The 21,572-nt window shown below is 61.6% G+C and carries 21 protein-coding genes; 3 read left to right on the top strand and 18 right to left on the bottom strand.

Annotated features, from left to right (window positions below):
- The first annotated feature begins 56 nt into the window (after positions 1-56).
- The 3 genes from FHT79_RS25285 to FHT79_RS25275 are packed head-to-tail and all read left to right on the top strand — an operon-like array spanning position 57 to position 2,499.
- Entirely contained in the window at positions 57-1,244 is a 1,188-nt protein-coding gene (locus FHT79_RS25285) for an MFS transporter (protein ID WP_183904392.1), read from the top strand.
- 28 nt (positions 1,245-1,272) lie between these two features.
- Entirely contained in the window at positions 1,273-2,019 is a 747-nt protein-coding gene (locus FHT79_RS25280; RefSeq protein ID WP_028756737.1) for an SDR family oxidoreductase, read from the top strand.
- Positions 2,020-2,031: 12 nt separating this feature from the next.
- Positions 2,032-2,499 (top strand): cyclophilin-like fold protein, encoded by a 468-nt coding sequence (locus tag FHT79_RS25275; RefSeq protein ID WP_183904391.1) that lies wholly within the window; start codon positions 2,032-2,034, stop codon positions 2,497-2,499.
- Between the two features lie 169 nt (positions 2,500-2,668).
- Here the strand turns inward: FHT79_RS25275 and FHT79_RS25270 are convergent, their stop codons facing one another.
- The 18 genes from FHT79_RS25270 to FHT79_RS25185 all read right to left on the bottom strand — a co-directional run bounded on the left by FHT79_RS25270 (position 2,669) and on the right by FHT79_RS25185 (position 21,567).
- On the bottom strand, positions 2,669-3,178 hold the full coding sequence (locus FHT79_RS25270) for a GNAT family N-acetyltransferase (protein WP_063474175.1): 510 nt from the start codon (positions 3,176-3,178) through the stop codon (positions 2,669-2,671).
- A 110-nt stretch (positions 3,179-3,288) separates the two neighbouring features.
- The gene (gene ugpC / locus FHT79_RS25265; protein ID WP_028756740.1) at positions 3,289-4,359 is read right to left on the bottom strand and encodes a sn-glycerol-3-phosphate ABC transporter ATP-binding protein UgpC; all 1,071 of its coding nucleotides are present in this window, start codon (positions 4,357-4,359) and stop codon (positions 3,289-3,291) included.
- Between the two features lie 15 nt (positions 4,360-4,374).
- On the bottom strand, positions 4,375-5,895 hold the full coding sequence (locus FHT79_RS25260; RefSeq protein ID WP_183904390.1) for a DUF5060 domain-containing protein: 1,521 nt from the start codon (positions 5,893-5,895) through the stop codon (positions 4,375-4,377).
- Between the two features lie 30 nt (positions 5,896-5,925).
- The gene (locus tag FHT79_RS25255) at positions 5,926-6,810 is read right to left on the bottom strand and encodes a carbohydrate ABC transporter permease (RefSeq protein ID WP_028756742.1); all 885 of its coding nucleotides are present in this window, start codon (positions 6,808-6,810) and stop codon (positions 5,926-5,928) included.
- On the bottom strand, positions 6,807-7,706 hold the full coding sequence (locus FHT79_RS25250) for a sugar ABC transporter permease (protein ID WP_183845272.1): 900 nt from the start codon (positions 7,704-7,706) through the stop codon (positions 6,807-6,809). The genes FHT79_RS25255 and FHT79_RS25250 overlap by 4 nt, the downstream gene beginning before the upstream one ends.
- A gap of 94 nt (positions 7,707-7,800) precedes the next feature.
- Positions 7,801-9,054, bottom strand: coding sequence for an extracellular solute-binding protein (locus FHT79_RS25245; RefSeq protein WP_047616751.1), 1,254 nt, complete (start codon positions 9,052-9,054; stop codon positions 7,801-7,803).
- A gap of 70 nt (positions 9,055-9,124) precedes the next feature.
- The gene (gene dhaL, locus FHT79_RS25240; RefSeq protein ID WP_183845274.1) at positions 9,125-9,769 is read right to left on the bottom strand and encodes a dihydroxyacetone kinase subunit DhaL; all 645 of its coding nucleotides are present in this window, start codon (positions 9,767-9,769) and stop codon (positions 9,125-9,127) included.
- 3 nt (positions 9,770-9,772) lie between these two features.
- Positions 9,773-10,777 carry a dihydroxyacetone kinase subunit DhaK gene (locus tag FHT79_RS25235; RefSeq protein ID WP_097595400.1) on the bottom strand — a complete coding sequence of 335 codons (1,005 nt, stop codon included), beginning with the start codon at positions 10,775-10,777 and terminating at the stop codon, positions 9,773-9,775.
- A 54-nt stretch (positions 10,778-10,831) separates the two neighbouring features.
- Entirely contained in the window at positions 10,832-12,679 is a 1,848-nt protein-coding gene (locus tag FHT79_RS25230) for a hypothetical protein (RefSeq protein WP_097595398.1), read from the bottom strand.
- Positions 12,676-13,710, bottom strand: a complete 1,035-nt coding sequence (locus FHT79_RS25225; RefSeq protein WP_097595396.1) for a Gfo/Idh/MocA family oxidoreductase — start codon at positions 13,708-13,710, stop codon at positions 12,676-12,678. Before FHT79_RS25225 ends, FHT79_RS25230 begins: the two co-directional genes overlap by 4 nt.
- Before the next feature lies 1 nt (position 13,711).
- On the bottom strand, positions 13,712-14,776 hold the full coding sequence (locus FHT79_RS25220; RefSeq protein WP_028757638.1) for an ABC transporter permease: 1,065 nt from the start codon (positions 14,774-14,776) through the stop codon (positions 13,712-13,714).
- On the bottom strand, positions 14,773-16,323 hold the full coding sequence (locus tag FHT79_RS25215; RefSeq protein ID WP_183904389.1) for a sugar ABC transporter ATP-binding protein: 1,551 nt from the start codon (positions 16,321-16,323) through the stop codon (positions 14,773-14,775). The genes FHT79_RS25220 and FHT79_RS25215 overlap by 4 nt, the downstream gene beginning before the upstream one ends.
- Positions 16,320-16,964 carry a DUF2291 domain-containing protein gene (locus tag FHT79_RS25210; RefSeq protein WP_047616917.1) on the bottom strand — a complete coding sequence of 215 codons (645 nt, stop codon included), beginning with the start codon at positions 16,962-16,964 and terminating at the stop codon, positions 16,320-16,322. The genes FHT79_RS25215 and FHT79_RS25210 overlap by 4 nt, the downstream gene beginning before the upstream one ends.
- A gap of 73 nt (positions 16,965-17,037) precedes the next feature.
- A complete protein-coding gene (locus FHT79_RS25205) occupies positions 17,038-17,979 on the bottom strand; it encodes a D-ribose ABC transporter substrate-binding protein (protein ID WP_028757644.1) in 942 nt (313 codons plus the stop codon).
- A 99-nt stretch (positions 17,980-18,078) separates the two neighbouring features.
- Positions 18,079-18,906, bottom strand: coding sequence for a phosphogluconate dehydrogenase C-terminal domain-containing protein (locus tag FHT79_RS25200; protein WP_028757645.1), 828 nt, complete (start codon positions 18,904-18,906; stop codon positions 18,079-18,081).
- 82 nt (positions 18,907-18,988) lie between these two features.
- Complete coding sequence (locus FHT79_RS25195; protein ID WP_127430812.1) at positions 18,989-19,429, bottom strand: RpiB/LacA/LacB family sugar-phosphate isomerase; 441 nt, start codon at positions 19,427-19,429, stop codon at positions 18,989-18,991.
- Between the two features lie 35 nt (positions 19,430-19,464).
- A complete protein-coding gene (locus tag FHT79_RS25190; protein ID WP_183904388.1) occupies positions 19,465-20,229 on the bottom strand; it encodes a triose-phosphate isomerase in 765 nt (254 codons plus the stop codon).
- Positions 20,230-21,567, bottom strand: coding sequence for a four-carbon acid sugar kinase family protein (locus FHT79_RS25185; protein WP_183904387.1), 1,338 nt, complete (start codon positions 21,565-21,567; stop codon positions 20,230-20,232). It lies immediately after the preceding gene.
- Positions 21,568-21,572 lie beyond the last annotated feature (5 nt).

Below are 21,572 nucleotides of genomic sequence, written 5' to 3'. Positions count from 1 at the left end.
TAGTCTGTCAAAACCAATCCGGCTATCTCTTTCCGCAATGGACAGGAGAACGCGGAATGACCATCGAACTGACATTGGACGAGACTGTTCCGGCCGACAGCACCGTTACTCCATGGGCTGCGGTCACCTGCCTCTCGCTTCTGACCTTTCTCCTGGTGGGGCTGGAGTTCATGCCGGTGAGCCTTCTGACGCCGATCGCCCAGGATCTGGCCATTTCGGAAGGTCAGGCCGGACAAGCGATCGCTGTCTCTGGCCTTTTTGCGGTGATCACCAGTCTTTTCGGCAACGCGTTTTTGGCAAGGCTCGACCGGAAAACGGTCGTCCTGCTTTATACGGCGGTGCTGGTCGCTTCCAGTCTGGCCGTGGCTCTTGCTCCGAACTTCCTCGTCTTTCTGGTCGGGCGGGCGCTGGTCGGCATTTCGATCGGCGGCTTCTGGTCGCTGTCGACAGCCATCCTGGCACGCCTGGCTTCTGGAGCCGACCTGCCCAAGGCTATCGCCTTGCTCCAGGGCGGCACCGCATTTGCGGTCGTCATCGCTGCGCCCCTCGGTAGTTTCCTCGGCGGGCTGATCGGATGGCGTGGCACCTTCTTCATCACGGTTCCGATAGCTCTGGCTGCGCTCGTATGGCAATTGGCCGTCCTGCCGAAGATGCCGGCAACGGCAGCGGTCTCGGTTGCCAGAATCTTCGGACTGCTGCGCAATCGCAGATTCGCGATCGGAATGGCGGCGACCAGCCTCGCTTTCATCGGCCAGAACGCACTGTCGATCTATCTGCGCCCATTCCTCGAAAGCGTCACGGGCGTTGAATTGAACGGACTGTCGATGATGCTTCTCGGGCTCGGCATTGGCGGCCTGGCGGGAACATCCATTGTCGGCTTCGTCCTCCGGCGGCATCTTGCCGCCCTGCTGATCGGATTGCCGAGCGGGCTCGCGATGCTTGCCCTTCTGCTGATTGCCCTCGGTCCCTTCACGGCCGTCACAGCAGCCCTGCTGGTGCTGTGGGGGGTCTTCACCACCCCTATTCCGGTGGCCTGGAATACCTGGATGACACGCATCATTCCCGGCGAACTTGAAGCCGGCGGTGGGCTGCAGGTGGCATTGATCCAATTCGCCATCGCCGGTGGCGCCTTTGCGGGCGGGGTGCTGTTCGACACTGCCGGCTGGTGGAGCGCCTTCCTGCTCGCCGCCGTCCTGCTCGCGGGATCAGCCCTGCTCGCCGCTCTGGCGAGCCCTCGCACTTAACCTTCCGAATTCGACAAAGGAGATCGGCATGTCTCAGGGCATTGAAAACAAAGTCGTCGTCATCACAGGCGCAAGCAGCGGGCTTGGCGAGGCCACGGCACGCCATCTGGCCGAGCGCGGCGCTCTCGTCGTCCTCGGCGCGCGCCGAAGCGGGCGCATCGATGCGCTGGCGAGCGAGTTGACCGCTAGAGGCTATAAGGCCAAGGCCGTTTCCACCGACGTCACCGACCGGAACCAGGTCAAGAAACTGGTGGACACCGCGGTGGAGGAGTTCGGCCGCATCGACGTGATGCTGAACAATGCCGGTCTGATGCCGCTTGCACCACTCGAACGGCTCAAGATCGATGAGTGGGACCGTATGATCGACGTCAACATCAAGGGTGTACTTTATGGCATCGCCGCAGCGCTTCCGCACATGAAGGCCCGGAAATCCGGGCACATCATCAATGTCTCGTCCGTCTACGGTCATGTGGTCGACCCCGGTGCCACCGTCTATTGCGCCACCAAATTCGCCGTGCGCGCCCTGTCCGAAGGCCTGCGGAAGGAAGTAAAGCCCTACAATATCCGCACGACGATCATTTCTCCCGGCGCAGTCAGTACCGAACTGCTCGAGCATATCAGCGAGAAGGATATCCAGGCCGGCACGAGGGAATTCGTCAGCAAGATCGCGGTCGGTGCAGATACCTTCGCCCGCACCGTCGCGTTCGCGGTGAACGAACCCGACGACGTCGATATCAATGAGATCCTGTTTCGGCCGACTGCTCAGCCGGTCTGACGGAGTGCAGTCATGACGACATCCTCATATCTGACGCGCCGTGCACTCCTCGGCGCAACCTTCGCAACCGCAACCCTGCCGTATGCGGCCAAGGGACAGGAAGGCCGGGATCCAGCGAGCCAAGTACCGACCGATGTCAGAATCCGGATAATCTTCAACGGCATGACCATGACGGCGACGCTCTACGACAATCCGTCGGCGCTCGACCTCGCTTCGATGCTTCCCCTGGATCTCAAGATCGAAGACTACGGCAAAAACGAAAAGATCGTCTATCTCCCGCGCAAACTCACCGAGGAAGCTAGCGGTCCCTTCGATAACGAGCAGCCGGGTGATCTCTGCTACTTCAAGCCATGGGGCAACCTTGCCCTGTTTTATGCCGATTACAGCTGGGACGGGTTGATCCGGCTCGGTCGATTTGATAACAGCTTCGACCCGCTGCTGGTACGCGGCGAATTCCCGGTCCGCATCGAACGGATATGACGAGGGGGTTCACGGCTGAGGACTTCGTTTCAGTTCCTTCCGCCGGCAGGCCACGTGTTCAGCCAGTTGCGCTTCTTCACAGCACCGGTCGCGGCACGCCCCAGTCGTGCTGACCCTGAACTGGTCCGACACTTGGATGCAGGGCACGCCCACAGATCCGTCGACACATTCAGGCGTGAGGTGTCGCGCGATGCCTGGCATCTATCCTGAAACGCTTCTTGATCCTGTCGACGGGCGTCCCGTCTTGAAGCGGAACCTGGACCAGCCGGTCATAGGTCTCGAAGCCCATCTTGGCATAATAGGCAAGACCGCTGACATTGTCGGCCCGAATGGTGGCATTGATGAAGTCGAGCCCGAGTTCCTCCGCTGCGGCCCGGGTTGCGGGAAAGAGCGCGCTGCCGACGCCTGGAGTCTTTGGGTTCATACGGGCGAAGGTCCCGATGTCGGCAAAGCCTTTCGGCGGATCGCCGTATAGGCTGAGCGACTGAAAGCCGACAAGCGACCGATCATGCTCCGCGACATGGCAGAGAAGAGGAAACTCGCCGTCGATGAACCAGTCCACGAACTCGGCAGCCGAAAGCGGTGTCTCGAGTGCTGTTGTTCCCCCAGCCCGGATGATCTCGTTGAGGAGCTCGCTCAGTTCCGCTGCGTCGGCAGAAACTGCCTTTCGAATATGCATGTTCTTGGCGACCTCCAGACTGACGGCGTATTGGCGAAGTTGGAGATTACAAATCGCCATTTCGTCCGCAAAGGCAATTGTGGTTCGACGGTTCCTCCGGCCTCTTATGTTCAGGCGTTCAAACGCTGTTGCGTCTGTCGGTCGAAGAAGTGAACCTTTGATGTTTCGAAGGAAAGCTTCACCTGCTGTTCGGGCGCCAGTTCGACACGTTCGCGAACGACCCATGTCAGCTCCCTGCCGTCGAGGTCCACGGCGACATGAGTTTCCGACCCGGTGGGTTCGACCACCTTGACCACCGCGTCCACGCCGTTCTCGCCACCGAAGCTGATATCTTCAGGACGAATACCCAGCGTCATCGGTCTGTTTGCCGAATTAACGGGAGCCCGCGAGAGCGGCACGCGGGAGCCGCCCGGCAGCGACAATACCGGGTTGCCGGCATCTTCGATGGTCCCCTCGAGAAAATTCATCGCCGGGGAACCGAGGAAACCGGCGACGAAGATGTTGCGCGGTCTGTCGTAGAGTTCGAGCGGACTGCCGATCTGTTCGACGCGGCCGCCGTGCAGCACGACGATCTTGTCGGCCATGGTCATGGCCTCGATCTGGTCGTGGGTGACGTAGACGATGGTGGTCTTCAGGCGCTGGTGCAGGGCCTTGATCTCCGCCCGCATCTTCACCCGCAGTTTTGCGTCCAGATTGGAGAGCGGCTCGTCGAAGAGAAAGACTTTCGGATCGCGGACGATGGCGCGACCCATGGCGACGCGCTGGCGCTGCCCGCCGGAAAGCTGGGCGGGCTTGCGGTCGAGAAGCGGCTGCAAGCCGAGAATGGCCGCAGCCTCGCCGACCTTCTTGTCGATCTCAGGCCGCTTGGCTCCGGCGAGCTCAAGGGCAAACCCCATGTTCTGGGAGACCGTCATCTGCGGGTACAATGCGTAGTTCTGGAAGACCATCGCGATATCGCGATCCTTCGGCTGCAGATTGTTCACCACCCGGCCGTCAATGCTGATCTGGCCGGCGGTGATGTCCTCGAGCCCGGCGATCATGCGCAGCAATGTCGACTTGCCGCAGCCGGAAGGGCCGACGAGAATGGTGAATTCGCCATCGGCGATCTCGACGTCGACGCCGTGAATGATATCGACCGTGCCGAAGGACTTCTTGACGTTTCTGATGCTTAAACCTGACATCCCGGACCCTCTCGATTAGCGCTTCCTGCGCACACGCAAAGCCTGGTACGGCTTGCGCGGGATTTTCACGCCGAAGGCCGCGTCCGGCTTGCCGCCGCGCACGACCGAGCCATGGCGCGTCGGATGCGGAACGGGAGCCTCGACTTTCTCGGCCGGCGTGATCGTCATCTCCCAGGTGTCGATGATATCGACATCGTAGTCGTCGCCATCAACCGGCAGGCCGGTGGACCAGATCACCGGCTGATGCTCGCCGAAATAGATCAGGCGGAAATCGCCGTCGCCGTCACGCGCGCCGGAGACGCGCGACCACGGCCATTCGCCGATGATGCCGAGCGGTTCGAGACCGTGCTTGACGTCGGCCTCCATGAGGTCCCGGAGGAAGCCGATGCGCTTCCATGCTTCGCCGCGCAATTCGCCACCCTTGGCCCACCAGATCAGATCCTCGGGGTGAGAATAGGTTTCGCCGTGACCGGCATAGCCGCCGCGCGCCATGGTGATCCAGAAACGGTGCACCAGCTCCCTCGGATGGAGATTGCCCCATGACTGCAAGATGTCGCCCTCATACTCGGGCTCGTCGTTGACGACGGGCTTGCCATAGGCATCGCGCCATTCCTGCGTCCGCTTGACGTCGGGGTTCTGGATGCAGGTGTGTGTCACCCACGGTTTGCGGTGATCGAAATTGGCGGTCACGTCGCCATTATGGATGGACCGCAGATGCTGGTAGGGGTCGTTTTCCTCCAGAATGTGGAAGTAGCGGTCCCACTGCTCCATCGGTTTCGTGTCGATCAGGAAATCATATTCATTGGCGAGCGACCACCAGACGTTCCGGTAGGCGGCAAGACGGGCGGCCAGATATTCGACATAGCGGAAATCCTGCGCGGCCGACATGTCGGCATAACCCCAGCGGTCATAGGGGTGGAAGATGATGATATCGGCCTCGATGCCGAGGTCGCAGAGTGCGGCGACCTGCTTTTCGAAGTGCTGGAAGGCGGCGGGGTTGGGCCGGTCGAAGTCTTCCTTGCCGTCGGAGCCGCGTTCGAAGCAGGCATGCAACGGCTCGTTGACGTTATAGGGATAATCCTTCGGAAACACGCCCATGCGCATCTTGTTGAAGCGCGCCGTCTTCAGCGTCTCCAGCGTCTGCTTCTGCATGTCGAACGGTTGATGCGTCCAGGCGTAGCAGGTCGTTCCGAAGGAGAGGAACGGCGTGCCGTCGGCATAGGCGAAATGGAATTTGTTGCGCACGCGCACCGGGCCGTGATTGCCGGCCGAAGGTGCGGTCGCGGCCAAAACACCCGTCTTGCCGTCGAGGGCCGCGGTCTTGGAGCGCGTCTGGAACGACCACTCGCCTTCGCTATCGGGCATGAAGCGAATGCGGTAGGTGCCGTTACCATCATAGAAGCCCGGCACGCGGACTTCGCGGCTCTTCTGGGTGAAGACGGCATCGAATGCTACGTCGAGATAGGGATTGCCGCCGGCAGGCCCTTCGAAGGAGGCCTCGAACACACCCCATTTTTCGACTGTTGCATCGGACATTCTGTCTCTCCTCGTAGAATGATTTTGTGATCAGCCTTTGACGGCGCCGGAGGTGAGGCCGGAGACGAAGTAGCGCTGGAACATGAGATAGACGATCGTCGCCGGCAGCACGGTCATGACGATCGCCGCGTTGAGCTGGCCGTAATTGCTGGAGAACTGCCCCTGAAACGACATCAGGCCGAGCGGCAGCGTCCACATGTGCTGGTCCTGAAGCAGCACCAGCGCCATGGCGAATTCGTTCCAGGTGGAAACGAAGTCGAGGATGAGCAGTGCGGCGAGGACGGGCAGGCATACCGGCAGAAAGATCCGCCGGAAGATGACGAAGTGGCTGGCGCCGTCGATCAGCGCTGCCTCCGATAGCTCCTTCGGAATGCCCTTGAAGAAGCCGTGCAGGATGAAAACCTGATAGGGAACGCCGAAGGCGATGTAGGGAAGGATGACGCCCGGATAGGTGTCGATGAGGCCGAAGGAATTGACCAGGGTGAAGAGCGGCGCAAGCATCACCTGGAAGGGGATCATCGTGCCGAACACGACGAGCAGCAGCAGCGCCTTGGTGATCTTCAACTTGATCTTGGCAAGGGCATAAGCGGCCATCGCCGACAGGAACAGGCCGAGCGGCACCTTGATGACGGTGATGATGACGCTGTTGAAGAAGGAGTTTGCGAAATTGCCGCGGCTCCATGCGGCGCCATAGTTTTCGAAGGCAAGCTCGGCCGGCGGCATGAAGGCGCCGGTGCTCGTCACCGCCGCCGGCGTCTTCAGCGAGGTGAAGACGATGAAGACGAATGGCGCGACCCAGACGAGCGCCACGATGACAAGCGTTATCCAGAGGCCGATCAGAACGGGATCGCGCTTCATCGACGATGGTTGGGCTTCGAGATGCACGGCGGCATGGTCGGTCGGCACTGCTGTCACGATTCGACCTCCTCGTGCTTCTGGGTCCATCTGAGATAGGGAATGACGACGGCCATGGTGATCAGCAGCAGCACGACGGATATTGCCGCACCTCGTCCGAAATCGAAGATCTGCATGGCCTGCGTGAACGCCCAGAGCGCCAGCATCTGGGTGGACTGCGCCGGACCGCCGCCCGTCAAACCGTAGACGATGTCGAAAGCCTTCAGCGACGAGATGACGGAGAGAACGAGGACGATGGTGATCGTCGGGCGCAACGCCGGCAATGTCACATGTTTGAACACCGCCCAGCGGCCGGCGCCATCGATGCGCGCCGCTTCGACGAGCGTCTGAGAGACGTTCTGCAGGCCGGCCAGGAATAGAACCATCGAGAAGCCGACCGTCTGCCAGAGATAGGCGACGAAGACGGAATAAAGCGCGATATCCTTATTGCCCAGCCAATCCTTGATCCAGATCTGCATGCCCCAGGAGGTCAGCAGTTGGGCGAACAGGCCGAAGAAGGGATCGTACATCCACTTCCACATGGTGGCGACGGCGATCGGCGCGATGATCACAGGCAGATAGAAGATGGCCCTGAGGCCATTGCGGCCGAATATTTTCTGGTTGAGGCTGAGCGCCAGCAGCAGTCCGACCAGCGGCGGAAAGATCAGGCTCATCACGGTCCAGATCACCGTGTTGCGGAACGCCACCCAGAAGACCGGATCTTTGGTGAAAATCGCCGAATAGTTCGCAAGGCCGACGAATTGCCGATTGGGATCGAGCCCGTTCCACTTCTGGAAGCTCAGGATCACGACGTTGAGCATCGGGTAGAGCGCGAAGACCGCATAGATCGCCAGCGCCGGCACGAGCAGGATGAGCGCTTGCACGCGCGGATCATGTGTCGATTGTCGAAGTGACATGCTTTCCTCCTGGCAGTGAAAAGCCGCTGCCAGCTGATGAAAGAATGTGCCAGCCGATCAACTCAGAGGTCGATCGACTGGCGCTTGGGAGGGATCAGCTTCTGCTGGCGATGAAGCTCTGCAACTGCTTGGCCGCCTCGGCCGGTTCGGTGCTGCCGGAAGCGACATCATTGATGACGCGGAAATATTCCGTCGTGACATCGAGCGGGAAGGCCTGGTCGCCGTTCATGTAGACCTTGCCGTATTTCTGGAAGATGCCCAGCCATTCGGCTTCGAGCGGCTTCTGATTGGCATACTGGACGTTCTTGTTGACGGAGGTCGAGCTCAACTGGCCGAGCAGATCCTGCTGCACCTTCGTCGACAGGAAATAGTCGAGGAATTTCGCCGCTATGTCGGGGTTCTTGCTCTTGGTGCTGATGTAGTTGTACTCGGCAAAGCCGTAGAGACGGTCGGTATTTGTGGGGAAGGGGAAGATGCCGTAATCGTCGAGATTGGCGCCGGAGCCGTTGAGTTGGCTGACCAGCCAGTCGCCTTCGAGCATCATCGCTGCACGACCGGCCGTGAAGAGGCTGTAGGACTGTTTGTTGTCGATGCCCATGAACGGCTGCAGCGTATAGTCCTTCGTCCACTTCGCAAACTCCGCGAAGGAATCCGTCGCGCAGGGTTCTTTGGTCCAGTCCAACGTCATCGCCTTCAGCGCGTCGTGCTTTTCGGCGCCGCACTTGGTTTCGAGGATAACGTCCATGAGGCGCATGACGTGCCAGTTGACCGTGCCGCCAAAGGTGAAGGCGGGGATGCCCGCGGCCTTCAGCTTATCGGCCGCGGCAAGGAGTTCCTCGTAGGTCTTCGGCTCTTCCTTGATGCCGGCCTGTTCGAAAAGCTTCTTATTGTAGTAGACGGCTTCGCCCTTGAAGGTGAAGGGAACACCGTGCTTGCCGCCCGTATAGAGGTCGGCGAAAGCGGCAGCCGACGGCAGCAATTCGTCGTTCCACTTATACTCGGTGTAATACTTGTCGAGTGGCAGCGACAGGCCGGCCTTCACATACTCGCCGCCGAGGCCGAGACCCGCCCAGCTGAAATAAATGTCGGGTCCTTTGTCCGAGCCCGCGGCGACGCGGAGCGCGGTCTTGTGTTCATCGACGGCGCGCTGAACGATCTCGACATGCGTCCCGGGATTTGCAGCTTCGAAGTCCGTCGCCACCTTCTTGAGGGCCGTATTGGCAGCATTATTGTCGAAGTTGAGGGTCCAGAGCGTGATGTCTTCAGCAAGAACCGGTGTTGCCGAAAGTGACGCCATGGCGATCGCAACGATGCTCGCAGTCTTCAATTTCGCAGAAAGGGTCAGCATTACCGTCCTCCTCTTGTAAGCCGGGACCCTTTTTGCAGATAGTCATTGACATGTCAACTGGTATGATGAGCTAACCATCGTGCCGTCGAGCAAATTTGGCCATCGCGGCGATGATGATGACCGCCGATGCCGCACCGGGATCGATGTGCCCGATAGCCCGGTCTCCCAATCGCGAAGCCCGTCCTTTCGCTGCCGTCATGTCTTTGGTTGCGTCACAGCCGACGCGGGCTGCATGCACTGCCATGTCGAAGCATTCGGGAAGCGGCTTTCCTGTCCCCCACGCATCAAGTGCCGCGTCGGCCGCGGGCTTCCAGGCGTCGACCATCGTCTTTTCACCGGCTTCGGCCTTTCCGCGTTCCTGGATTCCCGTCGCCATGGCTGCGAAAACGCGGACGAAATCGTCATCGGTCAAGGTCTGCCTGTCCTTGGCTGCGGCCGCGGCGCGCATGAAGGCCGTGGCATATAAGGGGCCGGACGAAGCACCGACCGCATTCAGGAATGCCTTTGCCGCAACGTTGAACAGCAGCGTCGGTGGAGTTTCCATATCGAGCTCGCCGACCGCCTTGGCGGCAGCCTGACAGCCTCCGTCCATGGCAAGGCCGTGATCGCCATCGCCGATGGCGCCGTCCAGCTCGCAAAGATGGTCGCGCTCTGCCGCGATATCCTCGGCAATCCCGGCAAACAGTTGTTGCAGGTCTTTTGTGGTAATCGTCATCGATCACCTCGCAAACATCGCGCAATCGCACGGGTGGTCGATCAACCGCTGAAGCTCGTCGTCGAGATGCATGACGGTGATCGAGGCGCCGGCCATTTCAAGCGAGGTGCAATAGTTGCCGACGAGCGACGTGTGGATGACGAGCCCGGCATCGTCGAGTCGGGACTTCACGCGCCGCATCATGATATAGAGTTCCATCAGCGGAGTCGAACCTAGCGAGTTGACGAGCACGGCGACACGATCGCCTGGGTCCGCCTTCATCTCCCGAAGCATGCTGTCCATCAGCTCGTCGGTCACGGCATCGGCCGACCTCAGCGGCTCGCGCGCCATGCCGGGCTCTCCATGGATTCCCATGCCGATCTCCATCTCGTCCTCGCCGATCAGGAAGTTCGGCCGGAGGGTCTGGGGCAGCGAACAGGGAGAGAGCGCCACACCCATCGTATAGGTTCGTGCATTGGCATGGCGGGCGGCGCGCTCGACATCGTCGAAAGAGTAGAGAAGATCGCATGCCGCTCCGGCGGCCTTGAAGATGAAGACGTTGCCCGCCACGCCGCGTCGCCTGTCCCTCTGATCGGCAGGAGCAGACGCCACGTCATCTGTGGTTAGGACGGTGCGGACCTCGATCTCGTCGAGCGCCAGCATCTCGGCGGCCATGTCGAAATTCATCACGTCGCCGGCATAATTGCCGTACATGAACAGGACGCCGGCGCCGCCGTCGACCGCCTTGGCGCAGGCGATGATCGGATCGGGCGGCGGCGAGGCGAAGACATTGCCGATCGCGGCGGCATCCGCCAGCCCCTTGCCGACAAACCCCAGAAAGGTCGGCTCATGCCCGGATCCGCCGCCGATGACCAGGCCGACCTTGCCTTTGCGCGGTCCGTTTCTGGCAATGATCGCGCGGGGCATGTCTTCGACTGCGTAAAGATGGCGTGGATGCGCCGCGAGGATCCCTTGCAGCATCTCATCGACGGCATCTGCGCCGGAATTGATAAGCTTCTTCGTCTTCACGCCGATCCTCCCCAGTGAGCTCCGATTGCATAGATGCGGCTGATGCGCCGGAGGTCAATCCGCCAGCGGCAAGACCGCGGTGGCGAAGGGTGCGAGCAGCAGATCCTTCCCCGATGCGGGGTAATCGACTCTTCGCTCTCCGCTCGTCAGATTGACGACGTGGAGCCTGTTTCCTGCGGCGTCCCGCGCAACGAAAGACAGCACTTCGGAGGGCGAGGACGAGATGCATTCCTGCCAGAATGCACCAGCCAAGGCGGACAAAGTCCGCACCGCATTGAACAGCGGGCGCCGCCCACCCTGCTCGATCGGCTCGGCCGGACCGGCAATCAGACCGAACGGACCGGTCAAGGCCGAGAGCGTCAGGCATTCGAGACCGGCATCCAGCACCCTGATTGCGTAACCGAGTGCGAAGGCTTCAGCGAAACGGCCGTTGTGGCGCGGGTCGCGGTTGGCCATGGGTATACGCGCGCCCGAGGGATTATCCATTGTGCGGCTGCCATAGGGGTTCTGCCGCATCGGGATCGTCGACGGGCCGATCCGGTAGGGCTTGTCGCCGTAGATGGCACGCACCGACCGCGTGATGAAGGGCAGCGCTTCCAATGTCTGCATGACGCTGAGATCGTCGGCCGCATGCACGATGGGGTTGGTGCAGTGGCTGACGAAGTCGAGCTGCCCATCCGGCGCGCGCTTGCGGTTGAGTTCGGTGAAATAGCTCAGCATGCCGCCGCCGATGCGAATACCGGGAAAGGCGGCGCGGGCGGCGGCATAGACCGCGTCCAAAGGCGGGCAATCCGGCCATGTGCTGCCGGGCGGCGTCGATTGCCGGTCGACGGATGGCGAGATCATGATCGCATCCGGCTTGAATGCCGCCAGCTGCATTTGGTGGGCGATCTCGGCCGCCTCGCTTGCCGGCGACGATTTGCAGGGGAGGGCGATCTCCAGCGTCGAGCGGCCGCGGTGGACGGCGGCGATCGCGGTAAAAGTCTTCAGTGCTTCGGCGGCATGCCCGGCATCCGGATCGAAATGAAAGAGGAGTTCCCGCGGCGCGATCTCCGACAGGACGGCCTTTGCCATGAGCGTCGCATCGGCCTCCTCAGGCGTCACGATCACGCCGATATCGGGCATGATGCCGGTCCGCTCTCCAAGCTTGAGTTTTATCGCGCCGCCCAAGGTCGCAGGCGCGAAGCGCGGTGCGGAATGCCTGGTGTCTCTGATAACAAGCGACGTCTTTTGCCGGACAGGTTGGTTGGCAGAGATCTGGTAGGGCCAGGGCAGAGCGAGCGGTCTGACATATGTCTTATAGGATGCGTCCGACCAGTTTCTTTGATCTTCCATTTCAAAGGTGTCGCCCTCCATCCGGCATTCAGCCTGAACGTCAGGCATGACCCGGTGGGTGATGGCGCGCATGTCCTTGAATGGTTGCCAGGGTTCGATGACATCGGGGAACCGTGTCGTCACGATCTCCCCGTCGACATGCTCGACCTTCGCCGGCGAACCCGCCACGCCGACGATTGGATGCAGGATGCAGAAGCCGCAGCGGTTGGTCTCGAAGCCGGTCTCGGTCATGGCTTCGGCCTCGAAATCGAGCCGGTCCTGATATGCCGCGATGCGAACATCGATAACGAGCCTCGTGTCGCCGGGTCCCTCGCAGCGGGCCTGATAAGCGACTTCGAAACGGTCTTCCTTCTGCTCGATGCTGAGATCGACGATTTCAGGGCTGTAGGTGCCCCAATCCCGGTCGCGAACGAGATAAGAAATCGCCCGTAGCACCTCGATGCCGTCGTAGCGGATCGCGCGGAGGTTGCCATCGGCGAGATCGGCGGTCAGCTTTCCGGCCCTCAGCCGAACCGGCGGCGTCTCGACCAGGTGGGTGCCGCAGAGCTGGAACGCATTGATCGTCATCGCAGCATCGCTCCGACATCGATCGTCTGTCCCCTGGCAGCGCTGTCATAGGCGGCCTCGACGAGGGCGAAGGTCTTCAGATTATCGGCCCCCGAGGTTGAGTGCTCCGCGCCGCGCTTGATTTGATCGACCCAATGCTGCTGGATCGCATAGACGCTCTCCTGGATGTTGTGCCAAGGCCGCGAGGCCCAGGACAACAACTTCGGAGAGACATCCATTGTGGTGGTGCCCCTGCCGTGGGCGATTTCAAGGCGGTAGCCCTGGGTCAGGCGGATCGTGCCCTCGGAGCCGTCGAGCTCGATCAGCGTTTCGGGAAACGGCTCTTTCGAGAGCTTGGTGGCGTAGCTGACGTCGACGACCGACGTGGCGTCGTTTTCATGATCGAGCAGAATGGTTGCGACATCCTCGCCCTTGATCTTGGGATTGACCCGTTTGGTGCGGGCCGTGAGTGATCTGATATCGCCGAGGATATAGCGGGCGATATCGAGCGTATGAATACCGAGATCTTCGATGATGAAGCGCTCGCCTTCGGCAAGATACGGCTGGCCGGAGAAGACGTCGTAACCCGAGCGGAAGGAGAAGCGGCCCCAGAAGGGCGTGCCGATGGCGCCAGCATCGAGCGCCTTGCGGACCGCCTGGATCGGCGTCTGCCAGCGAAAATTCTCGTGCACCATCAGGGCCACGCCGGCATTGCGGCAAGCCTCGACCATCGCCTTTGCATCCGACAGCGTCTTGGCGAAGGGTTTCTGGCAGATGGCCGGCACCTTATTCACTGCAGCCATTTCCACCAGAGCGCGGTGACTCTGGACCGTCGTGGCAATGTCGACGAAATCGAAGCCGCCATCGGCAAACATGGCCTCGGCATCGCGGTAGCGGCGATCGATACCGAACTGGTCGCCGACGACCTTCAGCCGCTCCGGATCGCGATCGCAGATCGCGACGATGTCAGCACCTTCGACGTCTTTCCAGGCGTGCATCTGGTTGATCGCGAAGAAACCGCAGCCGATCAAAGCCCCCTTCAACTCGGTCATCTCAGCCTGCCTTTGCCATCTGCATGAGGGTGACGCGCTGCTGCAGGCGCCGCTGGGCCTGATCGACCACGACGGCAATGATGATGACGAGGCCCTTGATGACCATCTGCCAGAACGAGGAGACGCCCATCATGACAAGCCCGTCGGAGAGGATGCCGATGACGAAAGCGCCGATGATCGTGCCGCCGATCGTGCCGCGGCCACCCGACATCGAGGTGCCGCCGAGCACGGCTGCGGCAATCGCATTGAGCTCGAAGCTTTCGCCGGTCGCCGGATGGGCGGCCATCAGTTCGGAGGAAATGACGACGCCGACGATGGCGGCGCAAAGTCCGGAAAACATGTAGACGAAGATCTTCACCACATCGACCCGGATACCGGACATGCGCGCGGCCCGCTCATTGCCGCCGACGGCGAAGATATGACGGCCGATCGGCGTCGAGCGGGCGACATAGGCGGCCGCGAGTGCCAGCACGATCAGGATCCAGATCGACACCGGCAAGCCGAGAATGCGCCCCGCGCCGAAGAAGTCGAAACCGGTCGTGGCATATTCGGGCCGGCCGACGAGGTTCGGAAAGGTCTGACCGTCCGATGACAGCAAGGCGAGACCGCGGGCGACATAGAGCGTGCCGAGCGTGGCGATGAAGGGCGCGACGTTGAGTTTGGTGATCAGCAGGCCGTTGATAAGGCCGATGACGAGACCGATCGACAGCGTGATCAGCACGATCTCGAAGAGGTTGAAATAGATCGTGTAGCCGATCGGCAATTCGATACCGTAAAGGATCAGGCCGCCGGCGACCATGCCGCACAACCCGACGATCGATCCGACGGAAAGGTCGATGCCGCCGGTGATGATGACGAAGGTCATGCCCATCGCCAGGAAGGCGTTCAGCGCCACATGCTTCGACATCAGGATCATGTTCGCCGTCGAGGTGAAGTTCGGCGCGAAGATCGCAAAGAAGATGATCACGGCGAAAAGCGCGATGAAGGTCCTGAGCTTCATCAGCGTCAGAAGCGCCGAGCCGTTGGCGCCTTTCGGCGCAAGAGTGGTTGACGTAGCCGCCATCATGACGCGAGTTTCCCTTGATGTCCGTGTCCCTTGGCCGAAGCCGCGATGATGGCTTCTTCCGTCGCCTCGTTCCGGTCGAAGACGGCGACCAGCTGGCCGTTGCTCAAGACCGCGATGCGATCGGAAAGCGCCATGACCTCCTCGAGGTCGGAGGTCGAAAACAGAATGGCGAGCCCGTTTGCCGCCAGCCGCCGCATGGTGCGGAAGACGTCGGCCTTGGCGCCGACATCGATGCCGCGGCTCGGCTCGTCCATCAGCAGCACTTTCGGATTGGTCATTAATGCCTTACCGATAACGACCTTCTGCTGGTTGCCGCCCGACATCGAGGTCACCTCGAAATCCGGGTTCGGCGCCTTGATCGAAAGATCGCGGATGGCCTCCTGGACGGCGCTCTTCTCGGCACCGCTGTCGATATGGAAGAGCCGGGCGAAGCGGCCAAGGCTCGCCAGCGTCAGGTTGGAAGCGATCGAGAGCACCTGGACCAGACCCTCGCGCTGCCGGTCTTCCGGAATGAGCGCAAGGCCGCGGCGGATACGCCGGGTGGTGTCGCGGGCGCGAACCTGCTTGCCCTCGATGAAGATCTTGCCGGTCGAGTGTGCGTGGCGGCCGATCACACACTCGAAGAATTCGCTGCGTCCCGCACCCATCAGGCCGTATATGCCGAGGATTTCTCCCGCCTTGACCGACAGCGAGACATCGTTGACCGACAGCCCGCCCGTCGGTCTGGGAAGGCTGATGTTTTCGGCGCGAAAGACCTCGGCGCCAACGGCATGGGTGACGGATTTTGCAAAGTCCTTGGCATCCGAGCCGATCATCGAGCGAACGATCCAGCGCGTATCGATGTCGCGCACCATCGCCTCGCCGGTGACCTGGCCGTCACGCAGCACGGTGATATAGTCACCGATCCGCATCAGCTCTTCGAGCCGATGTGAGATATAGACGATCGCAACTCCTTGAGCCTTCAGTTCCGCGATCACCTTGAACAGGATGTCGACTTCGGCCGCCGAAAGCGCCGACGTCGGCTCGTCCATGATCAGGATCCGGGCATTTAGCGACATCGCCTTGGCGATTTCGACGAGTTGCTGCTGGCCGATCGGCAGATCCTCGACCATCGTGTCCGCCTCGATCCCGGCATCCAGGCGCTTGAGAAAGCCATTGGCCTTTTGCACCTGCGCCTTGTGGTCGATGCCGAGCAGGCCGCGGGTGATCTCGCGCCTGGCGAAGATGTTCTCGGCGACCGACATGTTGGCGAAGAGATTGAGCTCCTGGAAGATCATGCCGATGCCATGCGCCTGCGCTTCCGCTGGGCTGTCGAAGGAGACGGGTTCACCGTCGAGGATGATGCGGCCATGCGTCGGACGCTCGACGCCGGCGATGATCTTCATCAGCGTCGACTTGCCCGCGCCGTTTTCGCCGACGAGCACGTTCACCGCACCGCGACGCAGTTCCAGATTGGCGCGCTTGACGGCGACGATGCCCGAATAGACCTTCGACACGTCGTCAAGGCGCAGGATGACATCATCCTTTTGTGCCTCTGTCGCCGTCATGAGCCCACCCTCAATTCCGAAGGTGTCACGAGCGGCAGCTCGCCGCTTTTCGGCAGCGGAAAGGCGCCGATCACGGTCACCGTCTTGCCGGCGAGGTCCTCGCGCGGGACGGCCGACAGGAAGGCCGAGTTGGCCTTCTCGTTGAACGCCTTGCCGAACTGCGCCCATTCGATCTGGTTCTTGAATTCGTTGAAATTGACGAAGTCCAGCGTGTCGCGGAGCGCCGTGCCGCGGAGCGCCGGCCCGATCTGGACCTTTGCATCGGCCTTGCCGTCGCCATCGGCGTCGACATCGAGCGTTGCCGCGCGCGAGTCCGTATCGGCCGCCACGACCTTGCCGGTGATCTTCACCGCATAGGTCCATGGCGAACTGCTCTGCTTGCGGGGATTGCCGTATTTCTCGCCCGCGGCATCAGGGCTGGAGGCAGCCAGTTGCATGACGTCTTTCAGGTCGCCAGCGCGCTTTTCGAAATAAGGCACGACCTCGGGCTGCCAGATCGCCTCGACCTTTGCATTCGGGTCGAAGGCGGTCTTGGCCGCTGCCGCCGCCTTTTCCTCCGGCGTCGGCGTTTTGATGATCTTGCAACCGGGCAAGGCCGCCGCCACGACGGCAGCGATGAGGGCGCCCTTCATTCTCAACATGCTGTGAACCTCGACGTCTTACGAAATGCATTGCAGAGGGCGCGGCCGCGCACCCTCTGCATCTCGCGGCTGATCAGTTCGTCAGCGCGAAGGTCTCGAGCTTGCCGGAGTTGTCGGCGTTGATGAGAACGCAATCCATCAACTGCTTCTCTTCCTTTGGCGCCGTCTTGGTCTTGATGTAGGCGTCTGCTTGTTCGACCGCGAGCTGGGCCTGGGCATAGGCGGGCTGCAGCACCGTCGCCTTGATGCCGCCCGACTTGATGGAGTCACGCACGTCGTTGGAGCCGTCGAAGCCGACGACGATCACGTCCTTGCGGCCGGCCGCCTGCAGTGCTGCGATCGCACCCATGGCCATGGTGTCGTTGCCCGAAATGACGCCCTTGATGTCGGGATTAGCCTGGAGGATGGTTTCCATTTTCGAATAGGCTTCCGTCTGGCTCCAGTTGGCCGACTGCTTGGCGACGGACTTCAGGTCCGGGTAGTCGTCGATGACGTCGTGGTAGCCTTGCGAGCGGATGCCGGCATTGGTGTCGGACTCCTTGCCGACCAGCTCGACGTAATTGCCCTTCTCGCCCATCAGCTTGACGAATTCCTGCGCCCCGAGCTGCGCGCCCTGATAGTTGTTCGAGACGATCTGGGCGACGGCCACGCCCGTCGCATTGATTTCGCGGTCGATCAGGAAGGAGGGGATGCCGGCATCCTTGGCCTTCTTGACGGCCGCGACGGAGGCGTCGGCTCCGGCATTGTCGAGGATGATCGCCTTGGCGCCGCGCCCGATCGCCGTGTCGATCATTTCCGACTGCTTGTTGGCGTCGTCATCATGGGTCATGAGCAGCGTCTCGTAGCCGAGTTCCTTCGCCTTGGCTTCGGCGCCGACGGCTTCGGCCTTGAAGAAGGGATTGTCATGCGCCGGTGTGATGATGGCGATGAGATCGGCCGCAAAGGCCGGCATGGCCGTTCCCAGCGCCAGGGCGCCGGCGAAAGCCGCAAGTGTCAGTCTGCGCGTCAGTTTCATTTTTTCCTCCCTGTTGTGAATGAAGCCCCGTCTCCTCGGAGCGGTTGTCCGGTCTCCCGGAGCAGTTGAGGAGGAGGGCTTGCCTCCTCCAAGCCGAATTCAGGTGATGCGCCGGATGCTTTCGGCGATCTCCTGCGGTTCGAATACTTTCTTCCAGTCGTCGCGCATCAGCGCCGGGATGCCGAACTCGATCGCCTTGTTGCAGGCATCCGAGAACACCCCGTCGACTTCCTTGAAGATGACGGCGCCGAGCACGTTCATATGGCCGAGCAGGAAGTCGCGGGCGGCCTGTTCCGGCACGCCGCGGGCCACGCATTCGTCCATGGCCTGGCGCATGATGACGAGCAGCGATGCGCAGACAGTTTCCGACAGGCCGGGTTCGAGCATGGCGAGCTGGTCGACCGTGACGCGGTGCGAGCGCATGACCGGAGCCCAGATGAGCTTGGCGATTTCCTCGCCAAGCGCATAGGCGCTGTCAGGCCCCTGCATCAGCGCCGAAACGATGTGCTGCTTGGCGAACAGGCCGCCGAAATGGTCCTTCTTGGCCTGCATGTCGGTCTCGTCGTTGAAGATCGGCGGATGGCAGGGATGAGTGACGAAATAAGTGAGGTCGTCACGCTTCGGCAGATGGCCGGCAAAGGGAGCCGCAGCATCCAGCGCGACCACCATGGTGCCTGACCTGAGCTTGTCGACGATGCCTGCCGCGACTTTGCCGATCGCCGTGTCCGGCACGGCAAGGATCACCACATCGGCGCCATCGAGTGCGGCATCGACTGGCACGCAATCAAGACCGAGATCGTTCTTCAAGCGGGCCTTGCCCGCGTCGCTCACCTCGACATGGCGCACTTGGAATCGTGAGCCTTTGAGATTTTTGGCAAGCCGATATCCCATTTTTCCGCCTGCGCCGAAGAGGGCAATCTGAGTCATGTTTCCTCACCTTTTCCGTTTGGATAGGATCATATACTGGTATGATGAGTCAATCACCATATCACTGCTTAATCTGTCGCCATCAATGTTTTTCGGCGTCGAGCCGGTCGATCGCCTGCACATTTCCGGCCGAGGGGCCGTCAGGGTCGAATTCGGATGCAAGCCAGACATCGACGATCGATTTCGCCAGCTCCGGTCCGATGACGCGCGCTCCCATCGTGATGATCTGGGCGTTGTTCGATTTTACCGCGCGCTCCGCCGAATAGGTGTCGTGCGTCAGCGCGGCACGGATGCCCGGCACCTTGTTGGCGGAAATGCAGACGCCGATGCCGGTTCCGCAGATCAGGATGCCGCGTTGATGTTCGCCGTTGACGATCGTCTGCGCGAGGCGCTGCGACAGGTCGGCGTAGAAGCCGGACTGGCTGAGATCATGAACTTCCAGGTCGGTCTTGTGCGCGAGATGGGCGGCAATGACATCCAGCAGCGGTTTGCCTGCGCTGTCCGCGCCGATTGCGATCTTCATAGCAGTTTCCTTTCGCTCGCCTTCAGGCATGGAAATCACCCTTTGATCGCCGCGCTGACGCGGCGAAGAATGTCGAGGTAACCGTCGACGAACCAGGCGGAGCGGCCGATGAACAGGCCGTCGATATGCGGCTCGGTGATCAGTTCCTCGCAATTTTGCGGATTGACGCTGCCGCCGTAGAGCACCGGCACGGAACGGCCAAGAATGGCTTTGGCCACTTCGGCGATCCTTCCATGCCGCTCCGAGGCGTAGTCGGCGGTTGCCGGAATACCGTTGACGCCGATCGCCCAGACGGGTTCGTAGGCGAGCAGGACCGTAGCCTGTTCGGCGCCGGTATCGATGCCCCTCAAGGCTGCCTCGACCTGGCGCCGCAGCACGGCGTCGGCCTGACCTTCCCGGCGCTCCTGCAATGTCTCGCCGATGCAGATCAGCGGGGTGAGGCCGTGGCGGATGGCGGCCGAAACCTTGAGGCCGACGGTTTCATCGGTCTCCCCGAAATGCTCGCGCCGTTCGGAATGGCCGAGCTCGACCATGTCGAGCTCACAGTCCTTCAGCATGAGAGGTGAAATCTCGCCAGTCCAGGCGCCGACGTCCTCCCAGTGCATGTTCTGGGCGCCGACCTTCACCGACGTATCGGCAAGCGCGCGCTTGACCTCGCGCACTGAGGTAAAGGAGGGAATGACGAAGCGCTGCACGTGGACGTCGCGTTCACGGTCTGCATGGGCGAGGCGGCGCGCGAAGGCGAGCGCTTCTTCCAAGGTCTTGTTCATCTTGAAGCTGGTGCCGACCCAAAGGACCATTCAGCTCTTCCTCCCGTCACGGATCTGGGCGAAATAGCCGTCGGTGCCGACCTGGCCGCCTTTGAGGGCGATCTGCAGGCCGTTGGTCGGCGGATAGTCGCCATGGGCGAGGCAAAGCGGCGAACCCGGAGTTTGCGGCAGCGGCAGAAGCGTCGTCAGCGCGTCGACCTTCAACTGCTTGAGGGCGTGACTGGACGTGTCGCCGCCGGCAACGACGGCACGTGACAGCCCTTCGCTTTCGATCAAGCGGCGCAAGATCGTGCCGAGCGCACTCCCAAGCCGGTGACGCGCGCCCGGAAACCTGTCGATGTCGGCGCCACGGTCCGCGGACGGCCCAAGTGCGGTGTGGAGGATGATGCTCTTGCCTTGCTGGAGCTTCTGGACACCTGCCTTGACCGCTGCATCCACCGCGCCTTGGCCATGCTCTCCGACCAGGGCGAGTGGATCGAGCGCCATGCTCTCGAAGCCGTTCTCGACAGCGGTGCGGATCTGGCGCTCGGTGGTCGGCGAGACGCTGCCCGACACGACGGCGAGGCGGTCGACGGGACCGATATCGGGAAATTCGGTCCTGCTGTCGTCGATGAAACCGCTCCGCCGCCATGCGCTGAGCAGGGCATATTCGATCCCCGACGAGCCGGCGACAAAGCTTGCCGAACGGCCGGTGACACGGAGCAGCTGCTGACCTGCGGCCTGCTGTGTCGCTTCGGAGTCGACATCGATGAGCAGGATGCCTTCGGAACTCGACGCCAGCTCGTCGATCCGTTGATCGGCGTCCGCCGCGGTGATCGCCACGAGATCGGCGACCAGGACGGGTAGACGGGTCTGCTTTGAGAGATGCACCGCAAGATCCGCCTCGTCCATCGGCGTTACCGGGTGGCGGCTCATGACGGGGTGGCGGTCGATGCGGAAGATCCGGCCCTGATAGGCGGCAAAGAGATTGCCGAAGGCTGTGTAGCGTTTCAGTTGCGGCGCGCCGACGATGACGGGAACGACGGAGTGGCCGAACACCGCGCGGCCGATTTCGATCGCCTTGCCGATGCTGCCGATCCCAGGGCTGGAATCGAAGGTCGAGCAGACCTTGTAGTGGCAGATCGCGGCACCAAGCGAATTCAGCCATTCGAAGGCATGCGCAAGGTGCTCCTGCATCCATTCCGGCGTCTCGCTGCGGCTCGTCCCGGCAAGGCCGATGGCGCGGCAATCGCTAAAACGCGCGAGCAGTTGCGGCGTGGGAACGTCGAGGAAGAGCGCGGTCGAGACACCGTTCGATGCCAGGGCCTCCATGACATCGGTGGAGCCGGTAAAGTCATCGCCGTAATAGCTGACGAGAAGTCCATCCATCGCGA

This window comes from Rhizobium sp. BK212 (assembly GCF_014197475.1).
In the GTDB taxonomy this organism is placed as follows: Bacteria; Pseudomonadota; Alphaproteobacteria; order Rhizobiales; family Rhizobiaceae; genus Rhizobium; species Rhizobium anhuiense.
This window is presented reverse-complemented; position numbering and strand designations above follow the sequence as displayed.

Bases quoted from the DNA above. Each gene is read 5' to 3' on its own strand.
- FHT79_RS25285 (WP_183904392.1), top strand. From the start codon at position 57: ATGACCATCGAACTGACATTGGACGAGACTGTTCCGGCCGACAGCACC.
- FHT79_RS25280 (WP_028756737.1), top strand. From the start codon at position 1,273: ATGTCTCAGGGCATTGAAAACAAAGTCGTCGTCATCACAGGCGCAAGC.
- FHT79_RS25275 (WP_183904391.1), top strand. From the start codon at position 2,032: ATGACGACATCCTCATATCTGACGCGCCGTGCACTCCTCGGCGCAACC.
- FHT79_RS25270 (WP_063474175.1), bottom strand. From the start codon at position 3,178: ATGCATATTCGAAAGGCAGTTTCTGCCGACGCAGCGGAACTGAGCGAG.
- ugpC (WP_028756740.1), bottom strand. From the start codon at position 4,359: ATGTCAGGTTTAAGCATCAGAAACGTCAAGAAGTCCTTCGGCACGGTC.
- FHT79_RS25260 (WP_183904390.1), bottom strand. From the start codon at position 5,895: ATGTCCGATGCAACAGTCGAAAAATGGGGTGTGTTCGAGGCCTCCTTC.
- FHT79_RS25250 (WP_183845272.1), bottom strand. From the start codon at position 7,706: ATGTCACTTCGACAATCGACACATGATCCGCGCGTGCAAGCGCTCATC.
- FHT79_RS25245 (WP_047616751.1), bottom strand. From the start codon at position 9,054: ATGCTGACCCTTTCTGCGAAATTGAAGACTGCGAGCATCGTTGCGATC.
- dhaL (WP_183845274.1), bottom strand. From the start codon at position 9,769: ATGACGATTACCACAAAAGACCTGCAACAACTGTTTGCCGGGATTGCC.
- FHT79_RS25230 (WP_097595398.1), bottom strand. From the start codon at position 12,679: ATGACGATCAATGCGTTCCAGCTCTGCGGCACCCACCTGGTCGAGACG.
- FHT79_RS25225 (WP_097595396.1), bottom strand. From the start codon at position 13,710: ATGACCGAGTTGAAGGGGGCTTTGATCGGCTGCGGTTTCTTCGCGATC.
- FHT79_RS25220 (WP_028757638.1), bottom strand. From the start codon at position 14,776: ATGATGGCGGCTACGTCAACCACTCTTGCGCCGAAAGGCGCCAACGGC.
- FHT79_RS25215 (WP_183904389.1), bottom strand. From the start codon at position 16,323: ATGACGGCGACAGAGGCACAAAAGGATGATGTCATCCTGCGCCTTGAC.
- FHT79_RS25210 (WP_047616917.1), bottom strand. From the start codon at position 16,964: ATGTTGAGAATGAAGGGCGCCCTCATCGCTGCCGTCGTGGCGGCGGCC.
- FHT79_RS25205 (WP_028757644.1), bottom strand. From the start codon at position 17,979: ATGAAACTGACGCGCAGACTGACACTTGCGGCTTTCGCCGGCGCCCTG.
- FHT79_RS25200 (WP_028757645.1), bottom strand. From the start codon at position 18,906: ATGACTCAGATTGCCCTCTTCGGCGCAGGCGGAAAAATGGGATATCGG.
- FHT79_RS25195 (WP_127430812.1), bottom strand. From the start codon at position 19,429: ATGAAGATCGCAATCGGCGCGGACAGCGCAGGCAAACCGCTGCTGGAT.
- FHT79_RS25190 (WP_183904388.1), bottom strand. From the start codon at position 20,229: ATGGTCCTTTGGGTCGGCACCAGCTTCAAGATGAACAAGACCTTGGAA.
- FHT79_RS25185 (WP_183904387.1), bottom strand. From the start codon at position 21,567: ATGGATGGACTTCTCGTCAGCTATTACGGCGATGACTTTACCGGCTCC.